We start from the raw sequence: 17170 nt of genomic DNA, 5'->3' as shown, positions 1-17170 counted from the left end.
TCAGCGCACCTTCAACGTGGCCAGGCCGATCAGCACGAGCACGACGGAGATGATCCAGAAGCGCACGATCACGCGCGGCTCGGGCCAGCCCTTCAGTTCGAAATGGTGGTGGATCGGCGCCATGCGGAACACGCGCTTGCCGGTCAGCTTGAACGAGGCCACCTGGATCATCACCGACAGTGTTTCGATGACGAATACGCCGCCCATGATCACGAGCACCAGTTCCTGGCGGGTGATCACCGCGATCGTGCCCAGCACCGCGCCCAGCGCCAGCGCGCCGATGTCGCCCATGAAGACCATGGCCGGATAGGTGTTGAACCACAGGAAGCCGAGGCCCGCACCGGCGATGGCCGCACAGATGATGACCAGCTCGCCGGCGCCCGGAATCTGCGGAATCTGCAGGTAGTTGGCGAATACCACGTTGCCCGAGGCATACGCGAACACGCCCAGCGCGCAGGCCACCAGCACGGTGGGCATGATCGCCAGGCCGTCCAGGCCGTCGGTCAGGTTCACCGCGTTGGAGAAGCCGACGATCCAGAAGTAGGCGATGGCCACGAAGCCGATGCCGGCCAGCGGCAACGCCACCGACTTGAACATCGGGATGTAGAAGGTCAGCGCCGCCGGCACGTCGGCCGTGTAGAACAGGAACAGGCCAGCAGCCAGGCCGAAGATCGACTGCAGCAGGTATTTCCAGCGCGACTTCAGGCCGTTCGGGTCGCGGCGGACGATCTTGATCCAGTCGTCATACCAGCCGATGGCGCCGAAGCACAGCATCACCGCCAGCACCAGCCACACGTAGCGGTTGCGCAGGTCGGCCCACATCAGCACCGACAGGGTGATGGTGAGCAGGATCAGCGAACCGCCCATGGTCGGCGTGCCGGCCTTGGAGAAATGGGTCTGCGGACCGTCCTTGCGGATCGGCTGGCCGCCCTTGAACTGGGCAAGCTTGCGGATCATCGCCGGGCCAAGCCACAGCGACAGGAACAGGGCCGTCAGCGCGGCAAGGATGGCGCGGAACGTCTGGTAGTTGAACAGCCCGAACAGGCTCTCCAACTGCTGCAACCATCGAGCCAGTTCATACAACATGCGGGGATTCCTCTCCTTGCGCCAGCAGCGCTTTGACGATCAGGTCCATGGCACTGCCACGGGAACCCTTGACCAGGCAGCGCACACCAGCGTGCAACTCGTCCTGCAGCGCCTGTGACAGCGCACCATGGGTATCGAAATGGCGTCCGCCTTCACCGAAGGCGGCCGCAGCGGCGGCACTGAGCGGACCCAGTGCATACAACCGCTTCAGGCCGGCGGCGCGTGCACGGATGCCGGCCTGCGCATGCAGCGCCTCGCCGTCCGGACCCAGCTCGCGCATGTCGCCCAGCACCAGCCAGCCCTCTTCCGGCGCGGCGGCCAGGGCGTCGATGGCCGCAGCCAGCGAACCGGGGTTGGCGTTGTAGCTGTCGTCCACCAGCACCGCGCCATTGCGCAGCTGATGGGCAATCTGGCGGCCCGGCACCGGCTGCGCTTCGGCCAGGCCGGTCGCGATCAGCGCCAGGTCGACACCGGCGGCCAGCGCCAGGCTGGCGGCGGCCAGCGCATTGCTGACGTTGTGGCGACCGGGCAGGCCGAGCACCACGCGGGCTTCGCCGCTCGGTGCGACCAGGGTGAACTGGCTGCCCTGCGCGCCGGCGCGGATGTCGCGCGCGGTCACCTCGGCGGTATGTTCAAGGCCGTAGCGCAGCACGCGGCAACGCGGCGGGGTGCCGACGAAATGCTGTTCGAACCAGCGGCCGTAGGCATCGTCCACATTGATCACCGCCACGCCATCGGCCGGCAGCGCTGCATAGATCGCGCCCTTGGTCACCGCCACGCCGAGCAGGCTGCCCATGCGTTCGAGGTGCGCCGGGGCAATGTTGTTGACCAGCGCATAGCGCGGGCGGGCGATGTCGGTCAGATAGGCGATATCGCCCGGCTTGCCGGCGCCCATCTCGTAGACGGCGTAGTCGGCATCTTCCGCCGCATCGATCACCGCCAGCGGCAGGCCGATCTCGTTGTTGCGGTTGCCCGGGTTGGCGTAGACCACCTTGTGGGCGTGCTGTGCCACCTGCTGCAGGATCGACAGCAGCAGGCTCTTCACGCTGGTCTTGCCGTTGCTGCCGGTGATCGCGAACACCTCGGTGCCGCGGTCGCGCTGCATGCCGGTGGCGATCTTCGCCAGTGCCAGTTCGCTGTCGGCCACCAGCACCTGTGGCAGTTCGATCGGCAGCAGGCGCTCGACCAGCAGTGCGCTGGCACCGCGCGCCTGCGCGTCGGCGGCAAAGTCATGGCCGTCGAAACGCTCGCCGCGCAGCGCCACATACAGGCTGCCCGGGCCGAGGCTGCGGGTGTCATTGCTGACCGCATCGATGGCCACGTCGTCGCCGTGGATCTCACCGCCGGCCCAGTGTGCGATCAGCGAAAGCAGGGTGCGCTTCATGCGGTGCCCTCCCCGGCCTGCGCCTCTAGTACACCGGCCTTGGCCGCCAGTGCAGCGGCGGCCACTTCGGTGTCGTCGAAGTCATGGCGCACGCCATTCACTTCCTGGTACGGCTCGTGGCCCTTGCCAGCGATCAGGATGATGTCACCGGCACCGGCACGCTTCACCGCCAGGCCGATCGCACGCGCGCGGCTGCGCTGCACGGTCACGGCGGAGGCATCGGTGAAGCCGGCCAGGATGTCGGCCACGATCACGTCGCCATCCTCGCCACGCGGGTTGTCGTCGGTGACGATGACCTGGTTGGCCAGACGCTCGGCAATGGCCGCCATCTGCGGGCGCTTGCCGGTATCACGCTCGCCGCCGCAGCCGAACACGCAGAACAGCGTGCCCTGCAGGTGGCCATGCAGGCTGTCCAGCGCCTGTTCCAGCGCGTCCGGGGTGTGTGCGTAGTCGACCACCACGGTCGGCAGGCCGTCTTCGCCGCCCAGGCGGTTCATGCGGCCACGGATCGGCTGCAGCGCCGACAGTACTTCGGCGATGCGCGGCAGCGGCTGGCCCTGCGCATGCAGGGTACCGGCCACCGCCAGCAGGTTGTCCACGTTGAAGCGGCCCAGCAGCGGCGACTGCACCGCCGCGCGCTGGCCGTCGATAACCAGTTCGAAGGCAATGCCACGGCCATCCAGCTGCAGCGCCTCGGCGCGCACGCTGGCGTCGGTGGCACCGCGCGAGCTCAGGCCGATCGGCTGCACGCCCGCCGGCAGGCCGGCGAACAGCTGGCCGCCGAACGCGTCGTCCAGATTGATCACCGCGGCCTTCAGGCCCGGACGGTGGAACAGCCGCGCCTTGGCCGCGCCGTAGCTGGCCATGTCGCCGTGGTAGTCCAGATGGTCGCGGGTGAGGTTGGTGAACACCGCCACGTCGTAGTGCACGGCATCCACGCGACCCTGGTCCAGCGCATGCGAGCTGACTTCCATCGCCACCGCGCGCGCACCGGCGTCGCGCAGCTGCGCCAGCAGCGCATGCATCTGCAGCACCAGCGGCGTGGTGAAGCCGGTCGGCTCGACCGCACCATAAAGTCCGGCGCCCAGCGTGCCGATACTGCCACTGGGCGTACCGAGCAGGTGCCAGGCCTGGGCCAGCAGCTGCACGGTGGAGGTCTTGCCGTTGGTGCCGGTGACACCGACCATCGCCATCGACCGCGACGGCGCGCCATGGAACTGGTCGGCCATCGCACCCATGCGTGCGCGCAGGCCCGGCACGGCGATCGCATCGGCCGGTGCCGGCAGTTCGGCAGGCGCCGGCGGTTCAAACAGGATGACGCTGGCACCGGCGGCGCGGGCCTGCTCGACAAAGCCCAGGCCATGCGCGCCGAAACCGGCGATGGCGACGAAGGCATTGCCGGGACGCACGGCGCGGCTGTCCAGCACCAGGCCGGTCAGAACGGGGTCGTGCCCTGCAAGGGCAACGTCCGGAAGCAACTGCGAAAGCAACATCGAAGGACTCATTGCGTGCCTCCCGTAGTGGGCGGCGTCTGGGCGTGCGCGCTCGGCAGCGCAGCATCGAATTCAGCGGCGGCATCCACCGGCAGCGCGGTCTCGGCCGGCGGCGCAGGCAGGATCGAGGCCGAGTGGCCGACCTTGCCGGACTGCTGTGCGGCCAGCCACGACTGCAGGTCGTCCAATGGCACGTCCATCAGGCGCAGGGTGCCTTCCATCACGTTGTGGTAGACCGGCGCCGACACCAGGCCACCGTAGAACTTGCCGGCCTGCGGATCGTTGATGACGATGACGGTGGCGAAGCGCGGGTTGGTGGCCGGTACCACGCCAGCGAACAGCGCGTTGTAATGGCCCCGCTCGTAACCACCCGGGCCGGCCTTGCGCGCAGTACCGGTCTTGCCGGCCACGCGATAGCCCAGCACCGCCGCCTGCTTGGCGCCGCCCTGGGTGACCACGGTTTCCATCATCGCCACCACCTGCCTGGCGACGTTCTCGTCGATGATCTGCTGGCCTTCGTTGCGCTGGCCCTTGACGAAGGTCGGCGCGATCAGACGACCGCCGTTGGCCAGTGCCGAATAGGCGGTAGCGATCTGCAGCGGCGTCACGTTCAGGCCGTAGCCGTAGGACATCGTGGTCTTGGTGGTACCCGACCAGCGCGCCGGGCGCAGGACCACGCCGCCGGATTCACCGGGGAAACCGCTGTGCGGTACCGAGCCATAACCAAAGCGGCGCACGCCGTCGTAGAACACCTGGTCCGGCATCTTCGCCGCGACCTTGGCCGCACCCACGTTCGAACTGCGGGTGATCACGCCAGTCACGTTCAGCACGCCATTGTTGCGCGGCACGTCACGGATGGTGAAGCGGCCCAGGGTCATGTAACCCGGATTGGTATCGATGATGGTGTCCTTGGTCACCGCACCGGCCTGCAGCGCGGTAGCGATGGTCAACGGCTTCATCGTCGAACCCGGCTCGACCAGGTCGGTCACCGCACGGTTGCGGCGCGCATCGGGCAGCGCGCCGGTCAGCGAATTCGGGTTGTAGGTCGGCAGGTTGACCATGGCCAGGATCTCGCCGGTGGTCACGTCCATGATCACCATCGAACCGCCCGCTGCCTTGTTGGCCACCAGCGCGTTGCGCAGTTCCTTGAACGCCAGGTACTGGATGCGGCGGTCGATGCTGAGGGTCAGGTCCTTGCCCGGCTCGGCGGCGCGCAGCAGGTCGCTCTCGACGGTCTCGCCCTTGCGGTTGCGGATCACCCGCTTCGCACCGGCCTTGCCGCGCAACCATTCGTCGAACGCCAGCTCCAGACCTTCCTGGCCGCGGTCGTCGATGTTGGTGAAGCCCAGCACGTGCGCCATCGCTTCACCCTGCGGGTAGAAGCGGCGGAACTCGCGCTGCGCGGCCACGCCCGGAATCTTCAGCGCGACCACCTTCTCTGCCTCGTCCGGATTGATCCGGCGGCGCAGGTACATGAATTCCTTGTCCGACTTCTGCGACAGGCGGCTGCTCAGCTCATCCACCGACATGCCGACCGCCTGGGCCAGCTCCGGGATGCGCTCGGGCGAACGCAGCAGGTCCTGCGGATTGACCCAGATCGAGGCGACCGGCGTGGATACCGCCAGCGGCTCGCCGTTGCGGTCGGTGATCATGCCGCGCGAGGTCTTGATCGGCAGCTCGCGCAGGTAACGGGCCTCGCCCTGGCGCTGGTAGAAGTCGCTGTTGATGATCTGCACATAGGCCGCGCGGCCGACCAGCGACACCGAGCACAGACCGAGCGCCAGCGCGACCCAGCGCAGGCGCTGGCGCAGGTTGAAGGCATTGCGCGGGCGGTTGCGGCCGGCCTTGCTCATGGGCGCACCACCACGATATCGGCGGCCTCGGGGAACTTCATGCCGAGCTTCTCGCGGGCGATGCGATCGACACGGTTGGCTTCGGCCAGGGTCGCCTGCTCCAGCTGCAGGCGGCCGAATTCCAGGTTGATGTCATCGCGCTTGCGCTCGGCGCGCGACAGTTCGATGAACGTCTGCCGATGACGGTGACGCACGAACACGACGCCGATCGCCGAGGCCACGGTGGACGCCAGCAGGATGATCAGCAGCAGCCGGCTCATGCGTCGGCCTCCCGCTTCTGCGCCACGCGCAGCACGGCGCTGCGCGCACGCGGGTTGGCGGCCAGTTCCTCGTCGGTAGCCTTGATGGCACCGCCGATCAGGTCCAGCGTCGGCACGAACGCCACCGCCTCAGGCAGGCGGCGGTTGGCCGGCGGCGCCTTGGCCAGGCGGTTCATGTACTGCTTGACGATGCGGTCTTCCAGCGAATGGAAGCTGATCACCGCCAGCCGGCCACCGGGCTTGAGCCGTTCCACGGCCGCATCGAGCCCGGCTTCCAGATCGGCCAGCTCGCGGTTGATGTGGATGCGGATGGCCTGGAAGCTGCGCGTGGCCGGGTGGATCTTGTCTTTCCCACGCGGCATCACCGAGGCGATCAGCTCGGCCAGTTCGGCGGTGCGGGAGAAGGGCTGCTTCTCACGGCGGGCCACGATGGCACGGGCGATGCGGCGGCTCTGGCGTTCTTCGCCATAGGTCCACAGCACGTCGGCAATTTCGCGCTCTTCCACGCGGTTGATCCACTGCGCGGCGCTTTCACCGCTGTCCGGGTCCATGCGCATGTCCAGCGGGCCGTCCTTGCCGAAGCTGAAGCCACGTTCGGCCACGTCCAGCTGCGGCGACGACACGCCCAGGTCGAACAGCACGCCGTCCAGGCCTTCGGCCGTCGCATCCCACTGCAGCAGCTGGGCGAAGCTGCCACGGAAGATGGACACGCGCGGGTCCGGCGCGAAATCGCGCTCGGCAACGGCGATGGCTTCCGGATCCTTGTCCATGACCAGCAGGCGCCCCTCGGGACCGAGCTGGGTGAGCACGCCACGTGCATGACCGCCACGACCGAACGTGCCATCCAGATAACGTCCGTTTTCGATCACCCTCAGGCCTTCAAGGACCTGGGTGTACAGGACCGGCAGGTGCACCGCCGGCGACTGCGACACCGGAAGGTGACCGGTCTGCGCTTCTGGGCGCATCCGGGCACCCCGGCTCACAACTTCAGGTCGAGCAACCCATCACCCAGATCCTCGTCAGACAACGTCTGCTGGATCAGGGCCCGATGCGCCTGCTCGCTCCACAATTCGAACTTGTCGCCCATACCGAGCAATACCGCCTTCTTCTCAATGCCCACCGCACCGCGGTGGCTGGCGGGGATGCTGATGCGACCGTTGCCGTCCAGTTCCAGATGGGCGGCCGAGCCGACCAGCTTCTGCTGCAACAGGCGCACGACGCGCTGGGTGTTGGGCTTGGACATGACGTCGTCGCGGACCCGCTCCCATTCCGACTCTGCATACAGCCACAGGCAGCCGGCTTCGAACGGGTTGTAGGTCAGCACGAGACGGTTGTTGCTGGCGCGCGCGACGAGGTCGCGGTAAGCGGTGGGAACCGCCATGCGCCCTTTATCGTCAACTGTGATGGCCGTCTCGCCCTGGAACACGACGCGTGCACCTATCCTTCGCCCGGTGAAACATTGAACCACGAAAACCCACAAAACACCCGGATTTCCCTCTGATGCCCACCTTAGCAGCGGCCGAAGGGTTGTCAACAACTTTTCAGCGGGGAAATCGCCAGCCGCATCAATGGCTTGCAACAACCTTTAGAGAATTGTTCAAGGCTTATCCACAAGTTGCTGATCCGTCTCAATTTTTGAGATTGAACGGAAGTTCAGGGCTGTGGACAAGGCGTGAAACATCGCCCGCGCATTCATCCGGAACCGGCCGGAAACGCCGCCGGACTGCGCAAACGATGCACAATGAGGCCATGTGCCTGCTCGCTCTTGGCTGGATGCACCACCCGCGCTGGCGGCTGGTGATGACCGGCAACCGTGATGAGTTCCACGCCCGCCCGACCGCGGCGCTGGCCCCCTGGCAGGATGAGACCTCCGTCATCGGAGGGCGCGACCTGCGCTCCGGCGGTGGCTGGGCCGGCGTCGGCGCCGGCGGCCGCACGGCCGTGGTCACCAATGTCCGTGATCCGCTGGCCGCACAGACCGGCCCGTCCCGGGGTGCACTGGTGGCCGACTTCCTGCGCGGCCGCGACTCCGCCGCCGTGCATATCGACCGGCTGGCCACCGTGGCGGGCGCGTATGCACCCTTCAACCTGCTGCTGGCCGATGGCGACAGCCTGGAGTACCTCGGCAACCACCCCGCCGAGCGCCAGAGCCTGGGCCCGGGTGTGCATGGCATGTCCAACGGCGCGCTGGACGCGCCCTGGCCGAAGACCCGCAGGTTGATGGCTGCGCTGTCGGCGTGGCTGCAGGCCGGCGATGAGGACCTGGCCCCGCTCTGGAAGGCCCTGGCCGACGAACACCGCCCCGCCGACAGCGACCTGCCCGACACCGGCATCGGCCTGGAACGCGAGCGCTGGCTGAGCCCGGCCTTCATCCGCGGCGACGATTACGGCACCCGCGCCAGCACCGTGCTGCTGATCGACGCCGATGGCCACGGCGAGATCCACGAGCGCCGCTTCGGCCCACAGGGCGTCGCACTTGGCCAGAGCCAGGTCGATTTCTGACCCTGTACCTGTTTTCTGTGTCTATAAATGTCTGCACACACGCCACACGATGACCCGGCGCGGTCCTGCCGCGCGCCCCACCGATCCACAGGGAGTCATCGATGCGCCGTGTTCTTGTACTTGCCGCCACCCACCTGCTCGCCCTCGGCCTGGGCTTCGGCCTGGGCATCTACCTGCTGCCGATCCTGATCGCCCCCGACGACCCGCCGGTCGCACAGGTGCAGGCCGCCATGGCCGAAGCCCGCTACCACACCACCTTCCGTCGCCACCTCAAGGGCAGCGACGCGGTGCACTGGGCCGAAGGCAACGTCAGCGTCAGCACCCGCCAGGTCGCGTTCGACGGCAAGATGGGCCCGGGGCCGGACTACAAGGTCTACCTGGTCCGCGACTTTGTCGACAACAAGGCCGATTTCCTGAAGATCAAGGCGCAGGCCCAGCGCATCGGCGAGGTGAAGACCTTCAACCGCTTCCTGGTGGAGGTGCCTGCGAACGTGGACGTGGACGACTACACCACCGTGGTGGTGTGGTGTGAACGGTTCGAGCAGTTCATCTCCGCCGGGCAGTACCGTACGCCGGGTTGAGGACCGCGCGACGTCGAGGTAGTGCCGGCCGCTAGCCGGTATTCTGTCCGCCGCTGCTGGCAGCGTGAAGCTGCCGGCCAGCGGCCGGCACTACCGATGCGCGGTTCACGCATATGGAAGCACGCATGTAGAAGAAAGAGGCGGAGCCGGCCGATAAGCCGGGTTCTGTCGTGGACAGTCATTCCTCTAGGCGTTACGTCACCGCAACGCTCAAGCAACCTACCCGGATCCAACGCGGGCCGCGCCAAAGGATCCCTATTTGGTCTTGCTCCAGGTGGGGTTTGCCGTGCCGGTCTGTTGCCAGACTCGCGGTGCGCTCTTACCGCACCATTTCACCCTTACCGGCCTTCCGAAGAAGACGTAGGCGGTATCTTTCTGTTGCACTTTCCGTCGGCTTGCGCCGCCCAGGCGTTACCTGGCACCTTGCCCTATGGAGCCCGGACTTTCCTCGGCACCCCCGAAGGGATGACGCGACTGTCTGGCCGGCTCCGCCAGCGCATATTCTAGCGCACGCACGTCCTTCCTGCCGTGCCGATCGCGGCGTCCGGTTCATCCATCCACGCATGGCGTGGATCTACCGATGTCGCTGCCCTGGTGGGTGCAGATTCCGATCTGGTGGGTGCGGACCTTGGTCCGCACGATCCATCAACTCCCGTACAACGCCTTGCGCGGTGCACCGGTCAACTCGGCGGCGAGCTTGGCGGCGGTCGACGGCGGCAGGTGCTCGCTCAGCTTCGCGTAGACGCGGCGACCATGCGCCAGCTGCGCTTCCTCGTCGTCACCAGCACCCTGCACCATCACCACGAACTCGCCCTTGCGCTGGTTCTCGTCGGCTTCCACCTTGGCCAGCAGCCCCGCCAGATCACCATCAAGCACGGTCTCGAACAGCTTGGTCAGCTCGCGTGCCAGCACCGCCGGGCGCTCGCCGCCGAAGATCGCCGCCATGTCCGCCAGCGATTCGGCGATGCGGTGCGAGGATTCATAGAACACCATCGTGCGCACTTCGCCGGCCAACGCCTGCAGGCGGTCGCGGCGGCCGCTGGCCTTGGCCGGCAGGAAGCCTTCGAAGCTGAAGCGGTCGCTGGGCAGACCGGCCACGCTCAGCGCGGCGATGGCGGCGCAGGCACCGGGAATCGGGCTGACCTTGATGCCGGCCGCACGGGCAGCACGCACCAGGCGGAAGCCGGGGTCACTGACCAGTGGGGTGCCCGCATCGCTCACCAGCGCCAGCGACTCGCCCGCCTGCAGGCGCGACACCAGGCGCTGCGACAGGGCCTCTTCATTGTGTTCGTGCAGGGCCACCAGCGGCTGCTGGATGCCGAAATGGGACAACAGCTGGCCGCTGCGGCGGGTGTCCTCGGCACAGATGGCCGCCACCGAGCGCAGCACCTCCTGCGCGCGCGGGCTCAGATCGGCCAGGTTGCCGATCGGGGTGGCGACGACGTACAGGGTTGGGACACTCATTTCAGCGGTACTCACGGGGCAAGGGTAGAATCGTAGCGTGTACCCGGCCAAGGCCGCTGCCCTCATCGCATGGACCCGATCATGAACAAGCCCGCCGCACGGATCTCCGCCCTGTCGTTGTCGCTGATGCTGCTGGCCGGCTGCGCCACCACCAGCCTGACCAGCGCGCCCGAATCGCCGGCCCAGAGCCAGGCGCTGGCGCTGATCGAACAGGGCAAGCCGCGCGACGCCGCATTGCAGCTGGAAGGCCTGGCCGCCACCCTGCGTGGCGGTGCCCGCGCCAATGCCCTGGCCGATGCGGCCTGGGCCTGGAACCTGGCCGGCGACAGTGCCCGCGCGCGCAGCCTGCTGGGCCAGCTCACCGCCCGCCAGCTGACCGGCGCCAGCCTGCAGCGCTACCAGCTGACCGGCGCCGAGCTGGCACTGGCCGACAAGCAGCCGGCGCAGGCGCTGGCACTGCTGAAGGACAGCGGCGACAACGTACTGCCGGCCCTGCGCACGCGCTGGTACGTGGCACGCGCGAATGCCCTGCAAGGCACCGGCGACAGCTTCGGCGCCGCCGCCGAGCGCGCCCGCGCGCACGCCAGCCTGACCGGCAGCGCCCGCAGCGAAAACCAGGCCGCCATTGCCGGCCTGCTCGGCACGCTCGACGACGCTACCCTGCGCAGCCGTGCCGCCGCCCTGCCGGCCAACGACCCGCTGTACAACTTCGCTGGCCGTGCGCTGATCGCACGCGGCCTGCCGCTGCCGCGCCCGTTCGACCGCGACGGCGCCGCCCAGTTCGATACCAGCAAGCGCCCGCCGGCGATGAGCGACGGTTACCGCCCGCCGGCCAAGCTGGCCGTGCTGCTGCCGCTCAGCGGCCGCCTGGCCACCGCCGCGCAGCCGGTGCGCGATGGCCTGCTCGCCGCCTACTACGGCGAGACCCGCCGCCGCCCGGACATCAACTTCATCGACACCGCCGGTACCCCGGCCGGTGCGCTGGCCGCATATGACAAGGCCGTCGCCTCCGGTGCCGACTTCGTGGTCGGTCCGCTGGGCCGCGACGAAGTGGACGCGGTGTACGGCCGCCAGCAGCTGCAGGTGCCGGTGCTGGCACTGAACCGTGGCAAGGACGCGCCGCCGGCCGGCAGCGCCGGTTTCTCGCTGGCGCCGGAAGACGACGGCATCGTCGCCGCCGAATACCTGCGTGGCCGCGAGCGCGGCAAGGCGCTGGTGATCAACAGCGCCGACGATACCGGTCGCCGTGCCGCCGCCGCCTTCGCCCAGCGCTTCGCCCAGCGCGGCGGCCAGGTGGTGGCCACGGTCGGCGTCAGCGATGCGGTTGGCGATGTCGGTGCGCAGGTGCGCAATGCCGGCCAGGTCGATGCCGTGTTCCTCGCCGTGCGCGCCCCGCAGGCTCGCCTGCTGGCGCCGCAGCTGGCGCTGGCCGGTGCCGGTGGCGCCACCCGCGTCGGCACCTCGCAGCTGACCGTCGGCAGCGGCAAGATGGAAGAAGACGTGGCGCTGGACGGCATCGTCTACCCGAACGAAGCCTGGAACGTGCGCAGCGTGTCGGGCCTGCCGTCGGCCAGCCAGGTCGCCAGCACCCTGCCCAGCGCACGCGGTGCGGCCGGCCGCCTGTTCGCCTTCGGCGCCGATGCCTGGAAGATCACCGCCTACCTGGACAAGCTGTCCAACGAAGGTGGCCTGGACGGTGCCACCGGCACCCTGTTCCTGGACAGCAACGGCAACATCCTGCGCCAGCCGGCCTGGTCCACCTTCAATGGCGGCCGGCCGATGCCGATCGTCGGTGGTCGCTGAGCGCAGCCAACGGGGCTCGGCGGTGGAAGCCGCCGCCGAGCAGCATCTGCAACGGGCCGGACTGCAGCCGCGTGCGCGCAACGTGCGTTATCGTGGCGGTGAGCTGGACCTGGTGATGGACGACGCCGGCACCGTGGTGTTCGTGGAGGTGCGCTACCGCGCGCGATCTGATTTCGGTGGCAGCGCGGCCTCGGTGGATGTGCGCAAGTGTCGGCGCCTGGCACATGCCGCATTGTTGTACCTGCAGGACCATCCCGCGCTGGCCGATGCGCCGTGCCGCTTTGATGTGGTGGAAGCTACGGGCGAGCCGCCGCAGTTGCAGTGGCTGCGCGATGCGTTCCGGTTGGATGATTGCTGATGGCTACCGTTTGCTTTGGTAGAGGCCGACCTTGGTCGGCGCTTCTGTGCCAACCAAGGTTGGCAGCTACCAGAGCGCAGCCTGGCCGGCACGACCATGGTGCGTGACTGATGCCTTCGATCATCACCCATGCCGCTGTGCCTCTGGCGCTGTGGTGCGCCGCGGATCGTGGCCGCATTCCGGCATGGCTGCTGGCCGCCGGTGTGGTCGCCGCGATGCTGCCCGATGCCGATGTACTGGCCTTTGCCCTGCATATTCCCTATGCCGATGCGTTCGGCCATCGCGGTGCCAGCCATTCGTTGTTGTTTGCCGGGGTGTTGGCCGCATTGGCGGCGTTGTGGTCTGCATTGTGCCAACCCAGGTTGGCACCTACCAAGGCGCGGCCAACGGTGGCATCGACCATGCAAGCCACCGTGTTCGTCTTCATCTGCGCGGCCAGCCATCCCCTGCTCGACGCCATGACCTCCGGCGGCCTTGGCGTTGCCCTGGCCTGGCCGTGGAGCGAACAGCGCTTCTTCGCCCCGTGGCGGCCGATCCGCGTTTCACCGTTTGCCCCGCAGTTCTTCAGCGCGCGCGGCATCGCTACCCTGCTCTCTGAACTGCGCTGGGTCTGGCTGCCGCTGGCCGGCGCCGTTGTTGCCTGGAAACTGATCCAACCCGCTCCTGCTGCCCCACGAGATCTGTCATGAGTACTGCCCTGCCCGCCGCATTGATTGCCGAACTGTCTGCCCTGCTGGGCGCGGAGGGCTGGCGCATGGATGACAACGCGCTGGAGGCGAACGCGCAGGACAACTCGTGGCGCCACCAGCGCCCCGCTGCCGTCGCGCTGCCCGCCAGCGTCGAACAGGTGCAGGCACTGGTGCGTGCCTGTCGCGTGCATGGCGTAGCGCTGGTCGCGCGCGGCGCCGGCACCGGCACCACCGGTGCAGCCGTGCCGTTGCCGGGCAGCATCGTGTTGTCGTTCACCCGCATGGACCGCATCGTGGAGATCCGTGCCGGTGATCGCTGCGCCGTGGTGCAGCCCGGCGTGCTCAATGGAACGCTGCAGCAGGCGCTGGCGCCACATGGCCTGTTCTGGGCACCGGACCCATCCAGCGCGGAGATCTGCAGCGTGGGTGGCAACCTGGCCTGCAACGCCGGTGGCCCGCGCGCGGTGAAGTACGGCACCAGCCGCGACAACGTACTCGGTCTGGTCGCCGTCACCGGCACCGGCGAGGTGATCCGCTGCGGTGGTGCCTACACCAAGGATTCCACCGGCTACGACCTCACCCACCTGCTGGTGGGCAGCGAAGGCACGCTGGCGCTGATCGTGGAAGCCACCCTCAAGCTCACTCCGCTGCCGGTCAGCCAGGCCGGGCTGCGCGTGTTGTACCGCGATGCGGATGCCGCCGCAGCCGCCGTGTCGCGGTTGATGTCGCAGCCGGTGGTACCCACCCGCCTGGAATTCATGGACGCACGCAGCCTGGAGCTGCTGCGGCTCAATGGCGCCGATGTTCCGGAGGCCGGTGCGATGCTGCTGGTCGAGGCCGATGGTGACCACGACACCCTGCCCTATCTGTTGCAGGCATTGGCCAGCGCCGCCGAAGGCGACGGCATGATCGAGCTGGACGTGGCGATGGAAGGCCGCGCGCGCGACCAGCTGTGGGCGGCGCGCAAGGCGCTGTCGCCGGCACTGCGGACGGTCGCGCCCGGCAAGATCAATGAAGACGTGGTGGTGCCAGTGTCGCGCATTCCGGAACTGGTGGCCGGTGTACAGGCATTGGCGCGCGACTACACGCTGACCATCGTCACCTTCGGTCACGCTGGCAACGGCAACCTGCACGTCAACATTCTTTACCACCCGGACGACGCCGACGAGAACGCACGCGCGCATGCCGCACTGCCGAAGATCTTCGAACTGACGCTGTCACTGGGCGGCACGCTGTCCGGCGAGCATGGCATTGGTTTGGCCAAGCGCGATTTCATGGCCCAGGCGTTCAGCCCGGCCACGCTGGCGACGATGCGCGCGATCAAGGCCGCGCTGGACCCGGACGGCATCCTCAATCCAGGCAAGGTGCTGCCGCTGGCATAGGCCGCGTGCACTCCTTTAGGGCCGAGCCCATGCTCGGCTGCTCGTCGACCCGGTCCCGATCAAGCCCGCGCTGCGCGTGGCAAGCCGAGCGTGGGCTCGGCTCTACAAGGACTTGTCGCTTGCACTATCGATCAGCGTCTGCCGGAAGCTGGGCAGCAGCACGCGGTTGCCATGCCCACTCAGGTGATCATTGTCGAAGAACAGCGGTTCACCCTCTTCCACCGCCGAGCAGGTCTGCGGCCCGCACAGCAACGGTAGCGGGTCCCACACCGTGAGCCATGGATAGCGCGCCGCCAGCTCGGCCAGCAACGCCATCTGCGGCGCGCGCAGCCTTTCCAGATCGGCACGCGGCATGCTCAGGCCACCGGCACAGGCAGGATTGCGGCGGTTGAACCAATCCGAACAACGGTAGGCCCCGGCCTTGAACAACGGCAGCGGTGCATCCACAACCACGTGCACGGCCAGCTCCTGCAAACGCCCAAGAACACGATCAGCCTCGTCACGCGCGGCCTGTGCATGGGCCGGGGTGCGCTCGTCCAACAGCTGTTGATAGATCTGTTGTGCATCCTGGCGCTGCCAATCGAACCCACGCAGCTCCGGCATGCGCAATGCTGCCAGCAGCACGATGTCACCCGGACGCGCCTCACGCTCGATATTCGACAATGCGTTTTCAATGAAGTCCCGACAGTCGGCCGGGCTGGCCCGCAGTAGATTGACGAAGCTGCAACCACCGCGGTCATCCTGGCGCATCTCCATGCCGGTCTGGCGCGCGACCATGCTGGTCATGGTGCGGTAGGCCGCCGCATGCGAATCCCCCACCACGAACAGGCGCCGCCCTTCGAGCGCCGGCGCGCTCACCGGCTCCAGCGACCGCCATGCGGGATAGCGACGCGCCTGCCATGCGTAGCCATCGCGGGTAACGCTGAGCGAGATCTGCTCGTGGTATTCCACCGTAGCCCACGCGCCTGCGCCGCATAGCGCGACCACTGGCAGCCCCATCGCCAGCACCTTGGCCGGTGCCAGCCGCAGCAGCGGCGCCGCACTGCGCAGCGGGCGCTCGATGAAGTGGTAGGACGCGGCCGACACCGCCAGCAGCAGTACCGGATACAGCCACAGCGCAGCACCGTGCAGGCCGCAGGTCCAGCGCAGCAGCACCAGCAGCGGCCAATGCCACAGGTACAGCGAATAGGACAGCCTGCCCAGATACGCCAGCGGCGCGCACCCCAATGCGCGGCCGATGCGCGATGTACCCGGCGCCGACACACTCGCCAGCAGCATCAACGTGCCAGCCACGGTAGCCAGCACGCCCGGAACCGGCATCGCCAGCTGCGGTGCAATCACCACGCCTGCACCCAGCAGCGCCAGACCGGCCACGGCAACCGCATCCCCGTTCTGGCCCGGCGTGCGCGTGCGCATCCACTGGTACAGCAGCGCGCCCGCGGCCAACTCCCAGAACCGTGCGGGCAGCAGATAGAACGCCGCCGCCGGTGCCGTTTGCGCCTGCCAGCCTGCCCACGCCAGCGACAGCAGGGTCAACACCGGCAACAGCCAACGCGACCATGGCCAGCGCTCACGCCCACGCAACCACACGAAGAACAGCAGCGGGAAGACCAGGTAGAACTGCTCCTCCACGCCCAGCGTCCAGGTGTGCAGGAAAGGGTTCAGTTCCACGCCGGGTGAGAAGTAATCGTCCTGCTGACCCGCCAGCACGATGTTGCTGAAGCCGATCAGCGCGGCCCAGCCGGTCTGGTCGAACTGCTCGTTGCGCCACGCGCGGGGAATGAACAGCGCCGACAGCACAAAGGTCGCCATCAGCATCACCAGCAGCGCCGGCAACAAGCGCAGCACGCGGCGCCGGTAGAAATCAAGCAGCATTGCGCCCAGCGACGCATTGGCGCGCGAGGCCAGCGACTGGCTGATCACGAAGCCGGACACCACGAAGAACAGATCCACGCCGGTGAAACCGCCGGGCAACCACGCCGCATTGGTGTGGAAGACCACGACGGCCAGCACCGCCAATGCACGCAGGCCATCGATGGCGGCGTTGTGGGAACGTTCGGGAGGGGACATGCGCGTGGTCAGTAGCGAGCGATCCGGCAGCATCGCCACCGGCTGCACAGTCACTCAATGGACAATCACGACAGATGGGGCCTTCGTTCAGATACAGTCAAGACTTCGATCCTGCCATCTGCTTCTCCGCGCGGTGTACCCCAGTCGACTGACGACCATTCCCCCCCTCGCCGGCACATCGGCAAGGCGAGATAGGTCGTCATTGCCGTACGCGCACGTCATCCGGCATGGAGGTGAAGCATCCA

Annotated in this window: 15 protein-coding genes and 1 other RNA gene; 6 read left to right on the top strand and 10 right to left on the bottom strand. The window is 67.8% G+C overall.

All coding sequences use genetic code 11. The annotated features are described in order from the left end of the window. From mraY to mraZ, 7 genes are read right to left on the bottom strand one after another with little or no spacing between them, the layout of a single operon-like run. Complete coding sequence (gene mraY / locus AC5P9N_RS13625) at window positions 1-1086, bottom strand: phospho-N-acetylmuramoyl-pentapeptide-transferase (RefSeq protein ID WP_004154219.1); 1086 nt, start codon at window positions 1084-1086, stop codon at window positions 1-3. After that, window positions 1076-2470: a UDP-N-acetylmuramoyl-tripeptide--D-alanyl-D-alanine ligase gene (locus AC5P9N_RS13620; RefSeq protein ID WP_099484698.1), complete on the bottom strand. Its 1395-nt coding sequence runs from the start codon at window positions 2468-2470 to the stop codon at window positions 1076-1078. Before AC5P9N_RS13620 ends, mraY begins: the two co-directional genes overlap by 11 nt. After that, on the bottom strand, window positions 2467-3975 hold the full coding sequence (locus AC5P9N_RS13615; RefSeq protein WP_099484699.1) for a UDP-N-acetylmuramoyl-L-alanyl-D-glutamate--2,6-diaminopimelate ligase: 1509 nt from the start codon (window positions 3973-3975) through the stop codon (window positions 2467-2469). Before AC5P9N_RS13615 ends, AC5P9N_RS13620 begins: the two co-directional genes overlap by 4 nt. Beyond that, the gene (locus tag AC5P9N_RS13610; RefSeq protein WP_005412243.1) at window positions 3972-5816 is read right to left on the bottom strand and encodes a peptidoglycan D,D-transpeptidase FtsI family protein; all 1845 of its coding nucleotides are present in this window, start codon (window positions 5814-5816) and stop codon (window positions 3972-3974) included. The genes AC5P9N_RS13615 and AC5P9N_RS13610 overlap by 4 nt, the downstream gene beginning before the upstream one ends. After that, window positions 5813-6076, bottom strand: coding sequence for a cell division protein FtsL (gene ftsL / locus AC5P9N_RS13605; protein ID WP_005412242.1), 264 nt, complete (start codon window positions 6074-6076; stop codon window positions 5813-5815). Before ftsL ends, AC5P9N_RS13610 begins: the two co-directional genes overlap by 4 nt. Continuing rightward, on the bottom strand, window positions 6073-7041 hold the full coding sequence (gene rsmH / locus AC5P9N_RS13600; RefSeq protein ID WP_012479154.1) for a 16S rRNA (cytosine(1402)-N(4))-methyltransferase RsmH: 969 nt from the start codon (window positions 7039-7041) through the stop codon (window positions 6073-6075). The genes ftsL and rsmH overlap by 4 nt, the downstream gene beginning before the upstream one ends. Window positions 7042-7055: 14 nt before the next feature. Then, on the bottom strand, window positions 7056-7502 hold the full coding sequence (mraZ, locus tag AC5P9N_RS13595) for a division/cell wall cluster transcriptional repressor MraZ (protein WP_004143635.1): 447 nt from the start codon (window positions 7500-7502) through the stop codon (window positions 7056-7058). Between the two features lie 323 nt (window positions 7503-7825). Between mraZ and AC5P9N_RS13590 the strand changes: the two genes are divergently transcribed. Further along, a complete protein-coding gene (locus tag AC5P9N_RS13590; RefSeq protein ID WP_099484711.1) occupies window positions 7826-8578 on the top strand; it encodes an NRDE family protein in 753 nt (250 codons plus the stop codon). Between the two features lie 101 nt (window positions 8579-8679). After that, window positions 8680-9159, top strand: coding sequence for a DM13 domain-containing protein (locus AC5P9N_RS13585; protein ID WP_012479151.1), 480 nt, complete (start codon window positions 8680-8682; stop codon window positions 9157-9159). Between the two features lie 138 nt (window positions 9160-9297). On the opposite strand, the gene rnpB is transcribed toward AC5P9N_RS13585, so the two are convergent. Both rnpB and rsmI read right to left on the bottom strand, forming a co-directional pair. Beyond that, window positions 9298-9649, bottom strand: an RNA gene (gene rnpB, locus AC5P9N_RS13580) — RNase P RNA component class A. Between the two features lie 155 nt (window positions 9650-9804). Beyond that, window positions 9805-10623: a 16S rRNA (cytidine(1402)-2'-O)-methyltransferase gene (rsmI, locus tag AC5P9N_RS13575; RefSeq protein ID WP_005408070.1), complete on the bottom strand. Its 819-nt coding sequence runs from the start codon at window positions 10621-10623 to the stop codon at window positions 9805-9807. 81 nt (window positions 10624-10704) lie between these two features. Here rsmI and AC5P9N_RS13570 point away from each other — a divergent pair, with 81 nt between their 5' ends. From AC5P9N_RS13570 to AC5P9N_RS13555, 4 genes are all read left to right on the top strand, one after another. Further along, entirely contained in the window at window positions 10705-12426 is a 1722-nt protein-coding gene (locus tag AC5P9N_RS13570) for a penicillin-binding protein activator (RefSeq protein ID WP_012479150.1), read from the top strand. Next, the gene (locus tag AC5P9N_RS13565) at window positions 12416-12784 is read left to right on the top strand and encodes a YraN family protein (protein WP_204325318.1); all 369 of its coding nucleotides are present in this window, start codon (window positions 12416-12418) and stop codon (window positions 12782-12784) included. The genes AC5P9N_RS13570 and AC5P9N_RS13565 overlap by 11 nt, the downstream gene beginning before the upstream one ends. Before the next feature lie 110 nt (window positions 12785-12894). Beyond that, the gene (locus tag AC5P9N_RS13560; protein ID WP_012479148.1) at window positions 12895-13473 is read left to right on the top strand and encodes a metal-dependent hydrolase; all 579 of its coding nucleotides are present in this window, start codon (window positions 12895-12897) and stop codon (window positions 13471-13473) included. After that, on the top strand, window positions 13470-14855 hold the full coding sequence (locus AC5P9N_RS13555; RefSeq protein ID WP_012479147.1) for an FAD-binding oxidoreductase: 1386 nt from the start codon (window positions 13470-13472) through the stop codon (window positions 14853-14855). Before AC5P9N_RS13560 ends, AC5P9N_RS13555 begins: the two co-directional genes overlap by 4 nt. A gap of 102 nt (window positions 14856-14957) precedes the next feature. Here the strand turns inward: AC5P9N_RS13555 and AC5P9N_RS13550 are convergent, their stop codons facing one another. Then, window positions 14958-16958, bottom strand: a complete 2001-nt coding sequence (locus tag AC5P9N_RS13550; RefSeq protein ID WP_087802842.1) for an acyltransferase family protein — start codon at window positions 16956-16958, stop codon at window positions 14958-14960. Between the last annotated feature and the right edge of the window lie 212 nt (window positions 16959-17170).

The organism is Stenotrophomonas sp. YJH_SMC_6 (genome assembly GCF_059371335.1).
This window is presented reverse-complemented; position numbering and strand designations above follow the sequence as displayed.